Here is an 18835-nt window from a genome sequence, read left to right as displayed (position 1 = left end):
CTCCTTTTTACCATTTAAAATTATAGCGACCTTGGGCATCTGGCTTGCCGAGAAACACTAACAAATCTGTGATGGGTTTCGGTGTTTGCAAGGTTTGCTGCATACTGCCTGTCAGGCTGACTTGCGGCGCATCAATGCGCCCGTTCACTTGTGCGTTTAAGCGTAGTCCAACCAAATTATTATCGTCAATTTTCACGGCAATGCCGTTTTGCGCGTTGCAGCTTAGCGTTGAAACGTAATCGCCCAGCGCATGCCATTGTTGATTGATGCGCATCTCTGTTGTGCGCGCATTAAAACGTGCATCTAGCGTATCGCAGATTTTTCCGCTTTGAAAATCAGACACTTGGTAATCAGCGACCGTCAATTCCCAATTACCGGCTATGGTGATGGGTACGGGTAATTTCAGCTGTTGGATCGCCGGTTGCATCGCGCCTTGCAAATTCGCGGTAATTGCCGCTTTTGATGCACTGGCGTTGATGGTCGCGCTGCCGTGGATATAATTTGTCGACGGAATTTGCAGTGCGATGTCAGCTTGCCCCAGAAATAACTGCCAAGGGCTTAAGCGCCAGCTCACATCGTGCAAGTTTAATGTTCCGCCGTTTGGCAGTTCAGCACTCATGGATGTACGACCGTGCCATAACGTGCCCTGCGTTGAGGTAAGGTGCAGTCCCGGGACTGCACCCCACTTAATAACGGCGGCCGGGATAAGCGCAACGAGCGCAACAAGATAAAGTGGAATTAACCACAGCAACCAACGCCACGACATCATTCGCTCACCTGCAGTCGGCGCACGCGCACCATGCCTGGTTCGCCGCCTTCAGTGGCGTCGAGGTGCTCAATGGTGAGGCCCGCTTCGGTTTGCAGACTTTCGATAAATTGCAGCAAGGTATTAAAGTCAACTTGGTCGATAACCACCAACAAGCTGTCGGACTGGGGTTGCATGCGCGTTACTTCAATTTTTGCGGCGCTTGCCAGCGTTGTCACCCGCTCACTGACGCTGCCACTCATGCTTGAGGTGGGGGTGCGGAGCTGGGACTGCGCCCCACCTCCGCTTTGCGCGAGGTAGCGGCCGGTGTTTTCACGCACCCATTGCAGCAGCTCTTGCTGGGCATTGATTTTGGTTTCACGCTCGGCAATGCCGTCGGTAACTGGCTTCCATAGCAGGAAGTACGCTAACGTGATCACCAGCAATACAGCGGCGGTGCTCACCAACAATTTTTCACGTTGGTTCATCTGATTCACGCGGGCTTCAAGCCCTGGCACACGGTGGATAAGTTGTTGCAGCAAACTGGCCATTACACGTCCTTCTTCACGGTCAAGGCGCCGCTAACGGCTCCTGACTGGTTATTCACAGGGCCCTGCTCGACAGTCACCTGCCCACCTTCGTTCGCTACTTTGCGAAAATTCTCTAAGCTACCGAAGCTATTAGCTTTTACTTGCATGCGTAAGGTTTCGTTTTCGAAGCGCAGCATCTCAAGGCGTACATCGCGGTTGGCTTTAAACGCCGGTTCCAGATACGCCAATAACTCTAATGGTGACGTGGTGGTGCCCTCAACGCCAAGACTTTCGAGGTGGCGGTTCAGCTGCGAGCGCACGTTAACAATGCGTTTTTCATTCGGGAAGGTATCGCGATAGGTTTGCTCGATGGCTTGCTCAAGCTGCGCACTTTGCTCACCTAACTGTATGTATTCAATTACTTGCGAGCTGTAGCCGACTACCAATAACACCGCAGCAGCTATCGCAGCCGGTTTGTAAGCGCTCACATTGGACGCGCCCTTGCGCTTCTTGCGCTGCACCCGATACTGATGCTGCCGCAGATTAATCATTTCTGGCTGGGATTTGCGCGCGTTGTAGGTGGTCGCCACAATGCTCAGCGGCACCTCAATGTCCATTTGCTCCACAGCTTGCAGTTGCATGCCTTCAGCCATAACTGGCAACAGCGAGATGTCCGTGCTAAAGCCGCTGTATTGGCCGGTACGAATGATAACGGTTTCACCGAGCGTGAGCGAGATGGGCTGCTCGCCTTGCTCTGGAATCATGAAAATATCCGGATAGATTTCATCGCAATCGATGTCGGCTGCATCGAGTGCTTGCAGCCACTTGGTCATGGCTTCGTGCGCCACTACGGCAACGTGCAACGATAAACCGGTACTACTCTTTTTCACTGGTGGCCAGGCAAAATGCAATTCGCTGATGTCTTGCGCCAACTCGTCTTCCAGCGCATTTGGAATCACTTGCGGCAACATGCGTATCGCGCTACTGGGCAACTCAACGGCGGTGATCAACACATCCGTACCCGGCGCGAAACAAATCACGTCGCGGCTGCGCGCATGATCGCTCAACTGGCTTAGCTCGGACAAATCGTTGAGTGTGCCACTGGCAATAAGCTCTTCTTGCGCAGGGCTCCAAATCAGCCAGTGCAGCGGCTCATGCGGCTGCGAGCTCAAGCGAATGAATAATTGTTCCATGATTTAAGGTTCTCCTGCACCGCGATACAGCACCTTTGCTGTTTCGCTGGTGATTAAAAACTGGCTTTCGGCAGCCATCACTAAGTCGCCGTAACCAATTTTTGCGTTCAACTGGAAGTATTTACTTTTCACGTCCAAATCATCAAGCACGCCACCAATGGTTTCCGCGCTCACGCCGTTTGGCGTCACACCACCACCGAGATTCGGCCGTGGCCCACGCGTCGCAGCATCGTTAAGCGCGCCATTATTACGTGCATCGTCCATACTTTCATAGCCCTCGGCACGGCGACTGCTTAAGAAACTGTTGGCATCGTCCATCGACATCCCACCAAGCGTTACCGCGTGCAATAGCTCCGGCTGATCATCGTCCACCGTATTGAGGTTTATCTGCAAGGTGTTATCCCGCGGGATGACACACACGTACGGCTTAATCTGTTGATATATCTTCGCGCTTACCCCACGGATAAGGCGTAATTCGCTGACGTGAGTCAGCCAGTTATTGGCGGCGCTGTATGGAAACTGCAAACTTTGATAATCAACCGACTCAGCGCCGTAGCTGCCGTCAATGGTGTCGTCGTCATCCAACCAATCGGCCAGTGAATCGACAATCACATCAGCCGCATACGGCTCTAGCGAGTCGCTGCTGGCCAGCATGAGCATGCGCAGCTGCGCCTTGCGCCGCTCCCGTATCAGGTGGGGTGCAGTCCCTGCTCCGGAGCTGCCCTCTTCCTCTGCGTCAGTTTCGCCATCCGTGTCAGCATTTGTTCCTGCATTCGTGCCATTGTTGCTGCCAGCATTGCTGCTGCCCGAATCGTCGCGGTCGGCAGCGCGTAGTGAGTTCAAGTTAAAGCAGCTGTGCAAATCTTTGATTTTGCCTTGAATGGCGCCACCATCAACCGGATAGAGGTTGCCACTCTCACTTTGCTGGTACCACATTTGTTGTTGGTGCGCGACGTTGTCGCTTTCGCTGAGTTCGGTTCGTAATAGCTCGGTGACGATTTCTTCGGCGCTCAGCCAATACCAATAGGCCTGCTCGGCTTGCTGCAAATTACCGGTACGCAGCACGCTGGTTTGTAAACGCCCACTTAGCGTTACCGCCATGACCGATACCAAGGCCACCACCAGCAATACCATCAGCAGCGCGACGCCGCGTTGTTTCGTAGGGGCAGCAGAGCTATTCATAGTTGCCCCCGTTAATTAAGAACACACGCGTGATGCGCCCCCAGCGTTGGGTATCGAGGGTTATCTCGATGCCAGGCGGTAATGAGGTAGGGTTCAGTGCCTGCTCCGAAGCTGGGACTGCATCCCCCTCTTTATCAGCGCCAGCGCGCAAAAACTCAATCTCAAATCCGTCGACATCTTCCAGCACAACGCGGGTAAAGGGCTCACTGGATTCGCTCACATCCACAAAGGTAAAATGCTCACGCACCAGGTTACCGTCGCGCAAAATGTAAGCCACCGGCTGCAATTCGCTGCGTGGGAATAAACCTTGCGGGTTAAACCAGCCCGAGCGCACAAAGCCTAACCGGCCTTCTTCGGCAAAAATGTACAACCCTGTGGGGTTATCACGCGGCACAATTTGGCGAATGTCCTGCTCTAAAATAAGCATGGCGTACTGCAGCTTTTGCAGTTGATCAATCGCTTTTTCGCTTTGCTCACTGGTGCGCATAATGGCGTTTATTACCGCCGCTGATGCCAGCCCGATAACGGCCATGATCACCACCGTAACCAGCACTTCAACCAACGTAAAGCCACGGGCTTCGCGGCGCACAAACTTAGTCATTGGTGCCGCCCCCGTCGGTGCTTGGGCCAAGGTAGCGACTGAGCGTGACCATGGAGCCAGAATCCGAATCCGAGCCGCTGGGCGCTTGGTCGTACACCCGCACGGTTACGTAAAACACGTCGGTGGTTTGAGTTTCTAATACTTCGGCGCGCCAGTGCCACTCTTTGCCACCGACAACTTCAGTGCCTTTGGCGTTATTTTTGGGTGGATAATTCAGGCTGATTCGTGCCAACGCGTTCGATGCCGCATATTGCGCCAAGGATTTGTCCTGCATGTAGTTCAGATTATGCAAATGCTGGCTGGTTGAGGCCACAGCTGCCAATGCCGCCAGGGCAAAAATACCCAGCGCGAACATCACTTCGACTAAGGTAAAGCCGCGCGCGCGCATCACAATGGCTCTCGCTCTAATGAAATTTCAATGCCGTCGGTGCTGATAATCTTCCAGCTTGCGCCGCCCGCGCCATCGGCAAATAACCCGGTGTCACTCAGTGTTAATTCAAACGGTGGCAGATCGCCGCTACCAAAAATAAATAATTGGGGTGTGGGCTCGCTCTTCGTTTGTGCGTCATCGGCATCACGTTCGTCGTCTTCGATATCAAACACCGCATTGATGTCGGTGTCGTCCTGCTCGAGTAGCTCTAAATCAGCGGCCTGCACGTCCAGCAACACGGTTTCTTCCAGCTCGGTGGGGCGCAGACCTCGATGGTTTATGGTTTGCCAACGGCCATCAGTGAATTGCAAAAAGCGGTAGCTGTTGCTCTGGTCAATGCGCAAGCCCAACACCGCGTTACGCACCAAAGCGTATTCGCGGGCGTATTTGATGCGTTCATAGAGTACGCGGGCGTCTTCTTCAAGATTGTCATCGCGGTTATCAGGCACCACAAAACTGACGGTGACTGCCAGCATGGCAATCACCGCTATGGTGACCATTACTTCAACAAGGGTGAAGCCTTTGGATACACCGCGATTCACAAATTACTCGATATTCCAGTTGCCGATGTCGTCGTCGGTGCCGGTTTGCCCATCAGGGCCCGCTGAAAAAATATCGACGTCGCCGTATTCACCTGGGCTAAGCAGCAAATATTCGTTGCCCCACGGGTCTGCCGGCAAGCGCTGGATATAACCGCCACGGCGGTAGTTGCGTGGGCGCGGGTCAACATTTGGCTCTTGAATTAAGGCTTCAAGGCCCTGTTCAGTGGTTGGAAACACGCTATTGTCCAAGCGATATTGCGCTAAGGCATTTTCCAAGGCAATGATATCCGTGCGTGCTTTCTGGCGGTTGGCCTGGTCGGCTGAACCCAGCACGTTTGGCAGAATCAATGATGCCAATAAGCCCAAGATAGCGATAACTACCATGACTTCGATTAAGCTAAATCCGGTTTGTTTTTTCATAAAGTTCCTCGTTACAAGCCAACGCTTTGGTTAAGCGCGAGTATTGGCTGAATGATGGCCAGTACAATGAGTAAGACAACGCCAGCCATGACAACGATCAGGGCCGGCTCAAATATTTTTAGTGCCACGTTCATGGTGGTTTCGAAGTCGCGGTCTTGGTTATCGGCGGCGCGCCCGAGCAACTGCTCCAACTCGCCCGATTTTTCGCCAGCGGCAATCATGTGCAGCATCATTGGCGGGAATAATTTGGTTTGCGCTAACGCCGCACGCAAGGATGAGCCCTCGCGCACACGGGCAGCGGCTTCCTCCACTGCAATTTGCATGGCGCGATTGGTTAACACGCGCCCGGTAATACGCAAACCGTCAAGCAATGGCACCGCGGACGCCGCCAAAATACTTAAGGTGCGGGCAAAACGCGCGGTGTTCACGCCTTTAATCACCCGCCCGAACAATGGCACCTTGAGCACCCAGGCATCGAACTTATCGCGCCGCTCGGGTTTACGTAATAGCTGCGACCCGATAATCAAGGTTAGGAAAAGTGCGATCAGGGCATAAATGCCATAATTTTGCAGGAATTCACTCACTGCCAGCAAGAAAGTGGTGGTTGGCGGTAAGGTTTGATCCAGCCCGCTGAACTGCTCAACAATTTGCGGCACCACGCTAACCAACAGGAAGATAATAACGCCAATGGCCACTAACGTGAGAATAGTCGGGTACACCAACGCTTGCACTAACTGGCCTTTAAGGCGGTTACGTTGCTCGGTGTAATCGGCCAAGCGGTTTAGCACTTCGTCTAAATGGCCCGATTTTTCGCCCGCTGAAACCATCGCGGTAAATAATTTATCGAACACGTGCGGGTACTCGGCCATGGCTTCAGCCAATGAATAGCCTTCAACCACTTTGGAGCGCACCGCCATGATCAGTTTTTGCAGACGCGGCTTATCGGTTTGCTCAGAAACGGCAAACAAGGCCTGCTCAATCGGCAATGCCGCACTGACCAAGGTTGCCAACTGGCGGGTAATCAAGGCTAAGTCGGAAGCACTGACACCCCGTGTTTGCAGCCGTTTGAGCAGCGGTGCAGCTCCGGAGCCGGTTCCGGCCCCCGTTCCCCGGGTTTCTTCCGCCAGCTCAACGTGCACTGGAATCAAGCCTTGCTCACGCAACTGCGCCCGCACCTGACGTTCGGTGTCGGCTTCAATCACGCCTTTGCTTTTGCGGCCGCTGGCGTTTAGCGCTTGAAATGCATAGGCTGCCACGGCTTACTCCTCGCGCGTTACGCGCAATACTTCTTCCAAGGTGGTGACGCCAGCCAACACTTTGGCTAAGCCGTCATCACGAATCGATGGACTGGTTTTACGTGCGTATTTATCAATGGCTTGTTCGCCGTGCCCGTTGTGGATAAGCTCGCGAATTTTTTCGTCCACCACCAACATTTCGTGAATGCCGGTTCGGCCGCGATAACCACTGTGGTTGCACTTGTCGCAGCCCACTGCACGGTACAAGCGGGCACCGCCGTCAACTGCGCCGTCGGCCACGTAGGCTAACTCTTCGGCTGAGGCGTCATAGGGTTCTTTGCAGTCGGCACACAAGGTGCGCACTAAGCGCTGTGCCAACACCGCCAATAACGACGACGATAATAAGAACGGCTCAACGCCCATGTCTTCCAAACGGGTAATCGCACCGGAAGCCGTATTGGTGTGCAAGGTCGACAACACCAAGTGCCCGGTTAACGAGGCCTGCACGCCAATATGCGCGGTTTCAACGTCACGAATCTCACCCACCATCACCACGTCGGGGTCTTGCCGCAAAATAGCGCGCAACCCGCGGGCAAACGTCATGTCCACTTTCGGGTTCACCTGCATTTGGCCGATGCCTTCAATGGAGTACTCGATGGGGTCTTCGACCGTCAAAATGTTGCGATCGCGCGAGTTGATTTCCATTAAGCCCGCGTACAAGGTGGTGGATTTACCCGAGCCCGTGGGGCCGGTCACCAAAATAATGCCGTGCGGCTTTTTAATAATTTGCGAGAAAATTTTGCGGTTGGCTTCGGTCATGCCCAACTGCTCAAGGTTCAGGCGCGCGTTGTTTTTATCCAACAAACGCAGCACCACGCGCTCGCCATGACTGGATGGCATGGTCGATACCCGCACGTCTACGGCGCGGCCAGCAATCAGCAAACTGATGCGGCCGTCTTGCGGAATACGTTTTTCAGCAATATCCAGCTGCGCCATAACCTTTATCCGCGATACCAGCAGCGAGCTGAGTTTGCGGTTCGGGCGAATCACTTCGCGCAGCACGCCGTCGATACGAAAACGCACCAACAGGTCTTTCTCGAAGGTTTCGATGTGAATGTCCGATGCGCCTTCTTTGATGGCTTCGGACAACATGGCGTTGATGAGCTTGATGATTGGCGCGTCGTCTTCACTTTCGAGCAAGTCTTCGGTTTGCGGCAGCTCATCGGCCAGAGAAAATAAGTTACTTTCGTTGCCGATGTCTTCCATCAGCTGCTTCGCTTCGGACGAATCGCGTTGATAGGCCTGGGTTAAAATGGCTTCAAATTCATCCGCGACATGTTCCTGCAGAATGAATGACGCACCCAGCACCCGTCGCACTTCGGACAAGGTTTGTGGGGTAACGCCCTGGCGCGCATGCACGATGGCTTGCGTGGCGGCTTCGCCTGCAGCCGGCGCGTTGGCAAATGCCACCACCACGCCATGGCGTTTCGCAAAAGCAAATGGCAACCGTCGCGGTGCCACTTGCGCGGCCACATTCGCGATATCAGTCATTGCCATTCCCTTCTTTGTTCCCGTCTTTGTTGCCTTCGTTGTCACTTTCTTCGATATACGATTCAAACGAAGGCGGCAACGTTAACGGCCCATTCCACTCAGGCAGCACCGGCGGCTTGCTCAATGGCATTAAATCAATGCCGTCTTCTTCCGCCTTCAGTTGCTCGGCACGAATGTAGTTGTATTTACGGCTGGAAACTTGTGAAGCCGTTGCACCGTCACGGACAATGCGTGGGCGCAAAAACACCATCAAGTTACGCTTTTGACGCGTGGTTGAGGTGCTCTTGAATAAATGCCCTAAGAACGGAATGTCGCCCAAAATTGGTACCTTAGACACCGATTCTTGCACGTCTTCGTCAATCAAGCCGCCCAGCACGATGGTTTCACCGTCGTCCGCCATCACCACAGTTTTCAGCTCACGCTTGTTGATGGTGATATCCACCGAAGTCGCGCCGCTGATACTGGATACTTCCTGCTCAATAATTAACTGCACCGCGTTGCCTTCGTTAATCTGCGGCGTCACTTTAAGTTTGATACCTACGTCTTCACGTTGCACGGTTTGGAATGGGTTGTCGTTATTCGAACCGGTGGTTGAACCGGTAATGGTTGGCACTTCTTGCCCCACTAAAAACGACGCTTCTTCGTTGTCCAGCGTCATAATGGACGGCGTGGCCAAAATGTTCGAGTTGGTATTGGTGGTTACGGCTTGCAAAATTGCGCCCCAGTCATTTTTCACCACACCAATCATCATGCCGTTCACGTTCTGCAGCACCTGTGCCAGCAACGATACGTCGCCGGGCTGATCCGGCTGTTTGGTGGTCACATAGTTACCATCGACCACGGTGGTAGTTTCAGTGCCCGGACGCTCACGCGCCAGATAGGCACCAGCGGCTACTTGCCCAATAGCTGCCTGACGGCCGTTGTTGTACTGCACCATGCCGCCGTCTTCGCTGATCCATTGCAGGCCAAAATCAACGCCATCGCCTTCCATGATTTCAACGATTATCGCTTCAACATGCACTTGCGCACGGCGAATATCCAACTGACGAATCACACTTTCCAGGCTCGAGAGCAAATCAGGCTGTGCGGTAATCACTAACGAGTTTGAAGCTTCGTGCGCACTGATGCTGATTTCCGCACCGTTTGAACTCACGCGGCGCGCTGCTGCTGACGTACCTGCGCCACTTGCAGCTGATTCTTTTTCCGCTTGCAAGCTTTGGCTAACGCCTTGCAGCACTTCAACCAACTCCGCAGCTTTGGCGTACTTCAGATAATAAACCCGTGTGTTGCCTTCGGATTTTAGGTCTTGGTCAAGCTGGTTAATCAAGGTGACCACGCGTTCGCGGGCGCGCGGCTCGCCGCTGACGACCACACTGTTGGTGCGCTCATCGGCAACGATTTTAGGAATCAATAAATCTGGGGTGCCATCGTTGGCCTTTTGGAACAAGCTAAGCGCAATGCGCACAACTTCTGCCGCCGATGCGTACTCCAGTTTAATCACATCCACGTCCTGGTTACCGGCACGGTCAACACGTTCAATGATTTCAACTAAGCGCTGCACGGTTTCGCTGCGGCCGGTGATCATGATTACATTCGACGGGTCATAGCTGACCACGTTGCCACCGCCACTTTGGTCGTTGAGCAAACGCAGCAATGGCGCCAATTCGCGCACGCTGACGTTGGAAACCGGAACCACGCGGGTAATCAGGGTATCGCCACCTAAGGCGTTGTCATCAACCACTGGAATGGCGCCGTTGCGGGCGTCTTTGTCGCGCATAACTTTAATCACGCCCGATTCCATTTCAATGGTGGCAAAACCGTATACGTCTAACACGTTCAAGAAGAACTGCCAGTATTGGTCTTCGGTCATGACATCGTAGCTGCGCACGTCAATACGACCGCGCACGTCCGGGTCGATAATCATGGTGCGCCCTAAATTACGGCCAACCACTTGAATAAACTCGGTAATGTCAGTGTTTTTAAAGCTGGCCGCGTATTCAACAGGCGTTTCCGCATCTTGCTGACGTTGTTGCTGTGCCGCCTGGCTTGATTGTTGCGCGCTCGCATCATGGAGCGATCCGGCAAGTGCTGCGCCTACTGCGATGGCAATTGCAAGTGAGGTTTTTCGCATAGCTGTTCCCTTAATTCCCTTGGTCTTGCTTGGTTTCGCCCGCTGGCTTTGGTATATCAGCCGGTAAATCACGAATATCCAGACGCAAGTCGATATATTCATTGCCGCGCATCACGGTAACCGTGGCTTCGGTCATGGTGGCGAGTTCGCCCGTAACCTTCATTGCGGTACTTATATTGGTTAAATCCTGGCCGTTAATCGCCACCGCCAAGTCGCCGTCCCGGAAGCCGGCTTGGCGGAATAATTCCGGGTTGGTCCCGGCGCGCAAGCTGTAGCCTTTAATGCCATTGCCGCCCCGTACTGGGGTTATCTGAATAAACTCAAGCAAGCTTTCCGCGTTGATATCGTTGCTGCGCACAATGTCCGTGATGGTGTCAGATGTGACGGCCCGTGAACTGGTGCGCACGGTGTTACGGCTCGCTGAGTTGGCCATGGTCAGCGACAAGCCTTCGCTTAATTCGCCAATGCCTTCAAGCTCAAGCGTTTCAAGGCGGCCGTTGTTGTCTAAAATAACGCGATCGGCGTACATTTCTTTAATCTTAACTTGCGTACCTTCCAGATTATCGCCCACCACGTAGACTTCCTGCTTACCGCTGCGTTCAATAATCGCGGCGGAGCGTTCCGGCACATTCGACGCGGACACGCCAAGTAAGCGAATATTAAGTGAGGTTTTCGGAGCATTCGAAGCAGCCACTTGCGGGGCATCTGCGGCGGCGCCAAACAGGTCAAGAGCGATAATCGGGCGCGCGGACACCGCCTGCTTGCCGGTATCAGCCGTAACTTTCAGCGGGCCTGTCGGAACGTCTGCCGTTGGCGTGATAATCTGCCAAGTTAATTGCGCGCCAAACCACACGGCGGCCACCGCACAGACCGCGGTAACCAGTGCATTGACGTGCGTGTTCTGTATCTGCATGGGTAATTACTACGCTTTCGTTATAATTATGTGACACTTGCGTCTTTTGGTCATTCTAGCCCTACTATACACAAGTGAACAGATCAAATACGAGGATTCTGTTATAATGCAGCCAAATTTTTACATAAGTATGACAGACACCCAAACACCATGACTAAACCCGTAACGAATTATCCGACCGACCAATTATTACGCTACACGTTTCTTGAGCAAGATGTGCGCGGCGAACTGGTGCAATTGAGCACCAGCTATCAGCGCATGATTCTAGGACACCATTACCCGGCGCCAGTTCAGCGCCTACTGGGTGAATTAATGGCGGCAACCTCGTTGCTCACCGCCACCTTGAAATTTGAGGGCCATATTTCGATTCAGATTCAAGGCGATGGCCCCGTTAATTTTATTGCGGTTAACGGTTCGCATCACCAGGAACTGCGCGGTATTGCGCGGGTACGTGCAGAAATTTCAGACGACTTGAACGATTTGCGCACGCTAATGGGCGCCAAGGCTGTGCTGGTTATTACCCTAACCCCGGAAATCGGCGAGCGTTATCAAGGTGTGGTGAGCGCCGATGCCGACAGCATTGCCAAGGTGATTGAAGACTATTTTATGCAGTCTGAGCAGTTGCGTACGCGTATATGGTTGTTTGCCGACGGCGAGCATGCTGCTGGTATGATGTTGCAGGTCATGCCCGCACAAGGCACTACGTTGGAAGCTTTTGAGCATTTGGAACATTTAACCAGCACCATGACCGCGGCGGAATTGTTTAAATTGCCTGGCACCCAAGTATTGCACCGCTTGTATCACGAAGAGCACGTGGAGATTTATCCGCCTCAGCCGGTTACGTTTAAATGCGGGTGCTCACGTGAAGGCACCATGGAAGCATTGGCTTCGGTTTCGCCCGAAGAATTGCAGGAAATTTTGCGTGAAGAAGGCGCGGTGGTTATGAACTGCGAGTACTGCCAAACCGAATACCGCTTCACTGAAAAAGACCTCACGGTATAAGCCGATGAGCGAGCCAGTACGCATTGACAAGTGGTTGTGGGCGGCGCGTTTTTATAAAACGCGCGCGCTGGCCCGTCAGGTTGTGCAGTCGGGCAAGGTGACCGTTGACGGGCAACGGTGCAAGCCATCCAAAACCATTAGCGCGGGGCAAATTATTAAAGCGCCGCGCGGGCATGATATTTATGAAGTTGAAGTGCTCGCTGTGAGCGAACGGCGGCTTGGCGCGCCAGAGGCGCAAAAGCTCTATGCAGAAACGCCCGAGTCGGTTGCACGGCGCGAGAAAGAAGCGGAGCTGCGCAAAATGAATGCGCTGTACAACCCCCACCCCGACCATAAGCCCGACAAAAAAGAACGTCGGGACTTAATCAAATTCAAAAATCAGTAACGCGGTTCGCGTTACTTTCTTCGCTTCAGGTGGCGCATTAAGCGTTTACGCTTGCGGGTTTGCGACAGCGTGAGCTGGTTTTTACGCCCTGCGTACGGGTTTTCAGATTCGCGGAATTCAATTTTAATTGGCGTGCCCATAACGCCCAATGACTTACGGAAGTAATTCATCAAGTAACGTTTGTATGAGCCTGGCAGCGAGTCGACCTGGTTGCCGTGAATGATTATCCGCGGCGGGTTATAACCACCCGCGTGCGCATATTTCAGCTTCACCCGACGACCACTGACCAGCGGTGGCTGATGGTCTTCAACGGCGGTTTCTAAAATACGCGTTAGCTTGGATGTGCCGACCCGCGCCGATGCAGAGGCGTACGCTTCAAGCACCGATTCAAATAAATTACCCACGCCACTGCCGTGCAAGGCCGAGATAAAGTGCAAGCGGGCAAAATCAACAAAGCCTAAACGGCGATCGAGTTCACGTTTGATTTCATCGCGATGATCGTTCGACAAGCCGTCCCACTTGTTCACTGCGATAACAATTGAGCGGCCTGCGTTTAAGGCAAAGCCAATCAAGTTCAAATCTTGGTCTGACACGGTTTCGCGGGCGTCAATGACCGCGATAACCACGTTGGCGTCTTCAATGGCTTGCAGAGTTTTGATAACCGAGAATTTTTCTACGGTTTCATCAATCCGACCACGGCGACGTACACCGGCAGTATCAATCAGAATGTATTCACGCCCATCGCGTTCCATCGGGATGTACACCGAGTCACGGGTGGTGCCAGGCATGTCGTACACAACCACGCGTTCTTCGCCGAGAATACGGTTGATGAGCGTTGACTTACCCACGTTCGGGCGGCCAACAATGGCCAATTTAAGTGGCAGCGCGTCATAATCGATTTCATCGTGATTACGGTCGCCCAACTGACCAATGATGTTGCCTTCATGGTCAATGACGTTGCCATCGGCGTCGACAATGTTGCCATCTACGTCAAAAATATTGCCTTCTGGATCCGGTTCAACGATTTCACCGTTAGCATCAATTGGATTGCCTTCGGCATCAAGGTTTACCGCACCTTCAGAGCCGCCTTGCGCGGAGCGCTTTGCAACTTCTGGGTATTCTTCCAGTAATGGGTCAAAACATTCTTGCAGCAGTTGCTCAACACCACGGCCGTGCGCGGCAGCTATGCCATGCACTTCGCCCAAACCCAACTCAAAGAAGTCGAGCATGGCGGTGTTGGCGTCAATGCCGTCAATTTTATTGGCGACTACGTAGGCTTTTTTACCAATGCGGCGCAAATGCGCAGCAATGCCCATGTCGGCAGAAGTGATGCCGTCGCGGGCATCAACCATAAACAGCACAACGTCTGCTTCATCAATGGCGCGCAATGACTGCGATGCCATTTCAGCATCAATCCCTTCTTCATCGCCATGCACACCAGCGGTGTCGATGACAATAAACTGATAACCGTCGTAGTTGGCCTGGCCGTACTTACGGTCCCGCGTTAAGCCGGGAAAGTCAGCAACCAAGGCGTCCCGAGTACGGGTAAGCCGATTAAATAAGGTTGATTTGCCCACATTGGGGCGCCCTACCAGGGCAACTACGGGTAACATATAGGGTTAAATCCTCACCGCGAGTAACGTGCCGTCGCGTAATTGTACATAAAGGGTGTCGTCAGCAACCACAGGGGCTGTGTAAACGTCACTATCCACTTCTAAACGGCCTTCAGTTTCGCCGCTAAGAAGATTTATAAAATGCAGGTAGCCCATACGGTCGCCAACTACAATGTAGTCACCGAAACGCACTGGTGCAGTTAAATGACGGCCGCTATAGTCGGTGTTCGACCACAACTCAACGCCACCTTGTGAATCAAGTGCTGACACCGTGTCTTCAGCGTCAGTTACAAACAATCGGCCACCAGAAAAATGCAGGTTCTGATACGACGAATATTCGCGTTTCCAAACAATTTCGCCGCTGTTGGCGCTGATAGCCGCTAACGACCCGTTATAGGCCACGTTATACACAAAGGCACCGGCTAACACTGGCTTCGAATCCACATCGACCATGCGCTGCAGTTCGGTGTTACCGCTTGGTACCGCCAAACGTGCTTCCCAGGCTGGCTGGCCGTTTTCAGCGATAAGTACAATGACTTTACCGGTTGAGGTGCCAACAAACACACCGCCTTGTTCATATACTGGCGCCGAGGTGCCGCGCATTGACAGCGGTGGCACTTCAGATACGTGTTTCCAACGTTGTTCGCCCGTGTCTTCGGCCAAGGCAATCACTTCGCCCGTAGAGCCTTTAACCACAACCACACCACCACCAACGGCAGGTGTTGCCATGACTTCTGAGCGCACAATTTGATGCCATTTCACGCTGCCATCGTTGGCATTAAGCGCAACCACGTCACCATTTTCGGTGCCCAGGTAAATCACGTCATTATTTGCAGCTAAGCCACCAGCGATGCGCATGGGTTCACCCGCGCTCCACCAACCGCTTTTGCTTAAGTTTAATGCACCGCGCAAATCGACCTGCCATAAGCGGTCACCATTGTCGCGATTATACGCAGCAACCATACCGTCACGGTCAGCAGCAACAATCATGTCGTTGACAACAACCGGATGCAGATGTGAGTAAAAATGGTCAACGCCGCCACCCACACTGCTTTCCCACACAACGCGCGGGGTAACCTGCTGGTTGAATGATTGCAGTTCTTTGTAGGTGATTTCCTCACTGCTAAACAACGAGCAGCCACTGATTAACGTGGTTGCGAGTGCGGCGAAACCTAAATTTTTAAACCGTGCTAATTTCATGAACCCGCCACAATGCTGTTGAGTTTAATCTCTGCCAGGCCTTCAGCACCTGCATCAAGCGCTGCTTGATAAGCGCTACGTGCGCCTGTGGTGTCGCCTTGAGCAAGAAGAATGTCGCCTTTCAGTTCAGCGGCTTGCGCTTTGAATGCGGTAACCGATTCCGCTGCTTGTACGGCTGCCATGGCCGCATCGTACTGTTCTTGTGCGAACAACAAACGTGCCTGGCGTATGTCAGCGACTGCACGAATTGCTGGCTCTGCGTTGTCGCGCACGCTTTGCAGCGCGCTGATAGCGGTTGCATAGTCGTTGTTATCAACCGCATGCTTCGCCAGTTCAAGTGCTGCTAATTGCGCATATGTGGTGTCGCTACTGCTCACAAACTCTTGTGCGGCTGTCATGCTGTTTTCTTGGTCAGCTTCAAGTTGCACCAAAATGCTTTCAAACTGCTGCGACGCTTCTTCCTGGTTTGCACGGGTTTGCGCGTCATAATAACGCCAGCCGTAAAACAGGCCGAAACCAACAATCAGGCCGGCGATAATGCCTTTGCCGTGTTCGTTCCAAAATTGCTTGATGCGTTCGATTTGCTGATCTTCAGTTTCCATTTTTAACTCCAAAAATGATATTAGCTATTAGCTATTGGATATTAGCTGATAACAAGAACGGTTTTTCTAATATCAAATATCTAATAGCGCCGTTGCACTTTCCCCGACCGAAGACTCGGCGTCGCGGTCGCGCAGGTGTTTTAGTTCGAAATCGGTGTCACGGACAATCAACGCATAGGTTGCGCCAGACTTGTCAGCTTTTGCCAATTTTTTCTTCATGTTCTGGGTGCCGCTGTGCAGCTGCACTTTTAAATCAGGGTGCGCACTGCGAATTTGTTCGGCAACGCCCGGAGCGATTAGTTCCGCCGCTTCGGTTGCCGCAAGTACATAGATATCAACCGCTTGTTCAGTTGGAATTTTATCCTGTGACTCTAACAACAGAACCAGCCGTTCCATGCCCATGGCGAAACCAACGGCTGGAGTCGCTTTGCCACCCAGCTGTTCAACCAAGCCGTCATAACGGCCGCCAGCGCACACGGTTCCTTGCGCGCCCAGTTCTGTGGTCACCCACTCAAACACAGTGCGGTTGTAATAATCAAGCCCGCGCACCAAGCGTTCGTTCAAAACATACTCAACACCGGCAGCGTCAAGACGCTTGCACAAACCATCAAAGTGTTCACGTGAGGCGTCGTCCCAGTATTCAGACAGCTTCGGTGCATCGGCAAGTACCGCTTGGGTTTCTTCCGACTTGCTGTCGAGAACGCGCAATACGTTGGTGTCTAACCGGCGCTTTGAATCTTCGTCCAGTTTGTCTTCGTGGGCACGCAAGAATTCACGCAGTGCCTCGCGGTAACGCGCACGCGCTTCGTTAGACGCCAATGAATTCAGTTGCAGTTGCACTTGGTCACGGATACCAAACCGTTCCCATAACCGCGCCGATAGCAAAATCACTTCGGCATCGATATCTGGGCCTTCCATACCGAAGGCTTCGATACCGAACTGATGGAATTGGCGGTAGCGGCCTTTTTGCGGGCGCTCGTGGCGGAACATTGGCCCCATGTACCATAACCGTTGGGTTTGGTTGTACAGCAGGCCGTGTTCGTTGCCAGCGCGTACGCAGCTGGCGGTGCCTTCAGGGCGCAGGGTCAGGCTGTCACCGTTACGATCGTCGAAGGTGTACATTTCTTTTTCGACGATGTCGGTTACTTCGCCGATGGATCGCTTGAACAGGTCGGTACTTTCCAGCACCGGCATGCGAATTTCTTGATAGGTATATTGTGCCGCAACCTGGCGAATCACGCCTTCTACGTATTGCCACGCTGGCGATTGATTCGGCAGGATGTCGTTCATGCCGCGAATTGCTTGTATATTTTTTGCCACGTTCGGATTCTTTTCTGCTGATGTTCGACGTAAAGACGAAAATTTATTTCGAAAAATGGCGCATAGTATACCGCAGCTTTACGCTTGCTTCACGGGAATCTGTTCAGCTTCTAAACGTTTTACTTTTTCACGGATGCGGCGTTCCAACTCATCCACCAAATCATTGTTGTCGAGCCGGTCTTTTTGGCGTTCGCCATCCAGATAAAAACCGCTTTTATTCTTGGCGCCGGCTAAGCCCACATGGGAGATCAATGCCTCGCCCGGACCGTTTACTACACAGCCGATAATGGACACATCCATTGGCACAACAACGTCTTCAAGGCGCTGTTCCAGTGCATTGACGGTGGCAATTACATCGAATTCCTGACGCGAACAGCTTGGGCACGCAATAAAATTGATGCCGCGGCTACGAATACGCAGGGATTTTAAAATATCAAAGCCCACTTTCACTTCTTCAACGGGGTCTGCTGCCAGCGAGATACGCAAGGTGTCACCGATGCCCTCGGCCAACAACATGCCAAGCCCGATGGATGATTTCACTGAGCCACTGCGCAAACCACCGGCTTCGGTGATGCCTAAATGCAGGGGTTGTTCAATTTGTTTGGCCAGCAAACGATAACTTTCAACGGCTAAAAACACGTCGGACGCTTTTACGCTGACTTTGAAGTCCTGGAAGTTTAAGCGGTCGAGAATATCCACATGGCGCATGGCCGATTCAACCAACGCGGCAGGATTTGGCTCGCCGTATTTTTCTTGCAGGTCTTTTTCTAACGAACCGCCATTTACCCCAATGCGAATTGGAATGCCGCGGTCACGGGCTGCATCCACAACGGAGCGAATGCGCTGCTCGTTGCCGATATTGCCTGGGTTGATGCGCAAACAGTCGACCCCGTACTCGGCCACTTTAAGCGCGATACGGTAGTCAAAGTGAATATCTGCAACCAATGGAATTGGGCTTTGTTGCTTGATCAGTTTGAACGCTTCAGCGGCGTCCATGGTCGGTACACTCACCCGCACCAAATCAGCACCGGCAGCGGCGATGGCCTGAATTTGTTTGACTGTGGCGGCAACGTCGGTGGTTTCGGTGTTGGTCATGGACTGCACGGCAATAGGTGCGCCATCGCCAATAGGCACGTTGCCCACATAAATGCGGCGTGAAGGTCGACGTTTGATCGGGTTTAAATGCATAAATTCGTTACTCGTTATTCGTTAATCGTTATTCGTGGTTGCTTTTCTTTTT

At 52.9% G+C, this 18835-nt stretch carries 19 protein-coding genes; 2 read left to right on the top strand and 17 right to left on the bottom strand.

What is annotated here, in order from left to right:
* Positions 1-7: 7 nt before the first annotated feature.
* Genes ACN0UN_RS03935 through gspC form a run of 12 tightly spaced genes read right to left on the bottom strand, consistent with a single transcriptional unit; the run spans position 8 to position 11473 of the window.
* Complete coding sequence (locus tag ACN0UN_RS03935) at positions 8-769, bottom strand: type II secretion system protein N (RefSeq protein ID WP_417658825.1); 762 nt, start codon at positions 767-769, stop codon at positions 8-10.
* Complete coding sequence (gspM, locus tag ACN0UN_RS03930) at positions 766-1296, bottom strand: type II secretion system protein GspM (RefSeq protein WP_417658824.1); 531 nt, start codon at positions 1294-1296, stop codon at positions 766-768. The genes ACN0UN_RS03935 and gspM overlap by 4 nt, the downstream gene beginning before the upstream one ends.
* The gene (gspL, locus tag ACN0UN_RS03925; RefSeq protein ID WP_417658823.1) at positions 1296-2468 is read right to left on the bottom strand and encodes a type II secretion system protein GspL; all 1173 of its coding nucleotides are present in this window, start codon (positions 2466-2468) and stop codon (positions 1296-1298) included. The genes gspM and gspL overlap by 1 nt, the downstream gene beginning before the upstream one ends.
* A 3-nt stretch (positions 2469-2471) precedes the next feature.
* Positions 2472-3650 (bottom strand): type II secretion system minor pseudopilin GspK, encoded by a 1179-nt coding sequence (gene gspK, locus ACN0UN_RS03920; protein ID WP_417658822.1) that lies wholly within the window; start codon positions 3648-3650, stop codon positions 2472-2474.
* A complete protein-coding gene (gspJ, locus tag ACN0UN_RS03915; protein ID WP_417658821.1) occupies positions 3643-4251 on the bottom strand; it encodes a type II secretion system minor pseudopilin GspJ in 609 nt (202 codons plus the stop codon). Before gspJ ends, gspK begins: the two co-directional genes overlap by 8 nt.
* A complete protein-coding gene (gene gspI, locus ACN0UN_RS03910; RefSeq protein ID WP_417658866.1) occupies positions 4244-4639 on the bottom strand; it encodes a type II secretion system minor pseudopilin GspI in 396 nt (131 codons plus the stop codon). Before gspI ends, gspJ begins: the two co-directional genes overlap by 8 nt.
* On the bottom strand, positions 4639-5223 hold the full coding sequence (locus ACN0UN_RS03905) for a pilus assembly FimT family protein (protein WP_417658820.1): 585 nt from the start codon (positions 5221-5223) through the stop codon (positions 4639-4641). The genes gspI and ACN0UN_RS03905 overlap by 1 nt, the downstream gene beginning before the upstream one ends.
* 3 nt (positions 5224-5226) lie before the next feature.
* Entirely contained in the window at positions 5227-5643 is a 417-nt protein-coding gene (gene gspG, locus ACN0UN_RS03900) for a type II secretion system major pseudopilin GspG (protein WP_128351297.1), read from the bottom strand.
* Between the two features lie 11 nt (positions 5644-5654).
* Positions 5655-6899 carry a type II secretion system inner membrane protein GspF gene (gspF, locus tag ACN0UN_RS03895; protein WP_417658819.1) on the bottom strand — a complete coding sequence of 415 codons (1245 nt, stop codon included), beginning with the start codon at positions 6897-6899 and terminating at the stop codon, positions 5655-5657.
* Positions 6900-6902: 3 nt separating this feature from the next.
* On the bottom strand, positions 6903-8429 hold the full coding sequence (gene gspE, locus ACN0UN_RS03890; RefSeq protein ID WP_417658818.1) for a type II secretion system ATPase GspE: 1527 nt from the start codon (positions 8427-8429) through the stop codon (positions 6903-6905).
* Positions 8422-10560: a type II secretion system secretin GspD gene (gene gspD, locus ACN0UN_RS03885; protein ID WP_417658817.1), complete on the bottom strand. Its 2139-nt coding sequence runs from the start codon at positions 10558-10560 to the stop codon at positions 8422-8424. Before gspD ends, gspE begins: the two co-directional genes overlap by 8 nt.
* A 10-nt stretch (positions 10561-10570) precedes the next feature.
* Positions 10571-11473: a type II secretion system protein GspC gene (gspC, locus tag ACN0UN_RS03880; protein ID WP_417658816.1), complete on the bottom strand. Its 903-nt coding sequence runs from the start codon at positions 11471-11473 to the stop codon at positions 10571-10573.
* Positions 11474-11623: 150 nt separating this feature from the next.
* On the opposite strand from gspC, the gene hslO reads away from it, so the two are divergent.
* Positions 11624-12475, top strand: a complete 852-nt coding sequence (gene hslO / locus ACN0UN_RS03875; protein WP_417658815.1) for an Hsp33 family molecular chaperone HslO — start codon at positions 11624-11626, stop codon at positions 12473-12475.
* A 4-nt stretch (positions 12476-12479) separates the two neighbouring features.
* A complete protein-coding gene (gene hslR, locus ACN0UN_RS03870; protein ID WP_417658814.1) occupies positions 12480-12860 on the top strand; it encodes a ribosome-associated heat shock protein Hsp15 in 381 nt (126 codons plus the stop codon).
* Positions 12861-12871: 11 nt separating this feature from the next.
* On the opposite strand, the gene der is transcribed toward hslR, so the two are convergent.
* From der to ispG, 5 genes are all read right to left on the bottom strand, one after another.
* Positions 12872-14473 (bottom strand): ribosome biogenesis GTPase Der, encoded by a 1602-nt coding sequence (der, locus tag ACN0UN_RS03865; RefSeq protein WP_417658813.1) that lies wholly within the window; start codon positions 14471-14473, stop codon positions 12872-12874.
* Between the two features lie 6 nt (positions 14474-14479).
* On the bottom strand, positions 14480-15673 hold the full coding sequence (gene bamB, locus ACN0UN_RS03860; protein ID WP_417658812.1) for an outer membrane protein assembly factor BamB: 1194 nt from the start codon (positions 15671-15673) through the stop codon (positions 14480-14482).
* Positions 15670-16275: a YfgM family protein gene (locus tag ACN0UN_RS03855; RefSeq protein ID WP_417658811.1), complete on the bottom strand. Its 606-nt coding sequence runs from the start codon at positions 16273-16275 to the stop codon at positions 15670-15672. Before ACN0UN_RS03855 ends, bamB begins: the two co-directional genes overlap by 4 nt.
* Before the next feature lie 72 nt (positions 16276-16347).
* The gene (hisS, locus tag ACN0UN_RS03850; protein WP_417658810.1) at positions 16348-17595 is read right to left on the bottom strand and encodes a histidine--tRNA ligase; all 1248 of its coding nucleotides are present in this window, start codon (positions 17593-17595) and stop codon (positions 16348-16350) included.
* Between the two features lie 78 nt (positions 17596-17673).
* Positions 17674-18783: a flavodoxin-dependent (E)-4-hydroxy-3-methylbut-2-enyl-diphosphate synthase gene (gene ispG, locus ACN0UN_RS03845; RefSeq protein WP_417658809.1), complete on the bottom strand. Its 1110-nt coding sequence runs from the start codon at positions 18781-18783 to the stop codon at positions 17674-17676.
* Positions 18784-18835 lie beyond the last annotated feature (52 nt).

The organism is Pseudidiomarina sp. (assembly GCF_048267825.1).
Classification (GTDB): domain Bacteria; phylum Pseudomonadota; class Gammaproteobacteria; order Enterobacterales; family Alteromonadaceae; genus Pseudidiomarina.
This window is presented reverse-complemented; position numbering and strand designations above follow the sequence as displayed.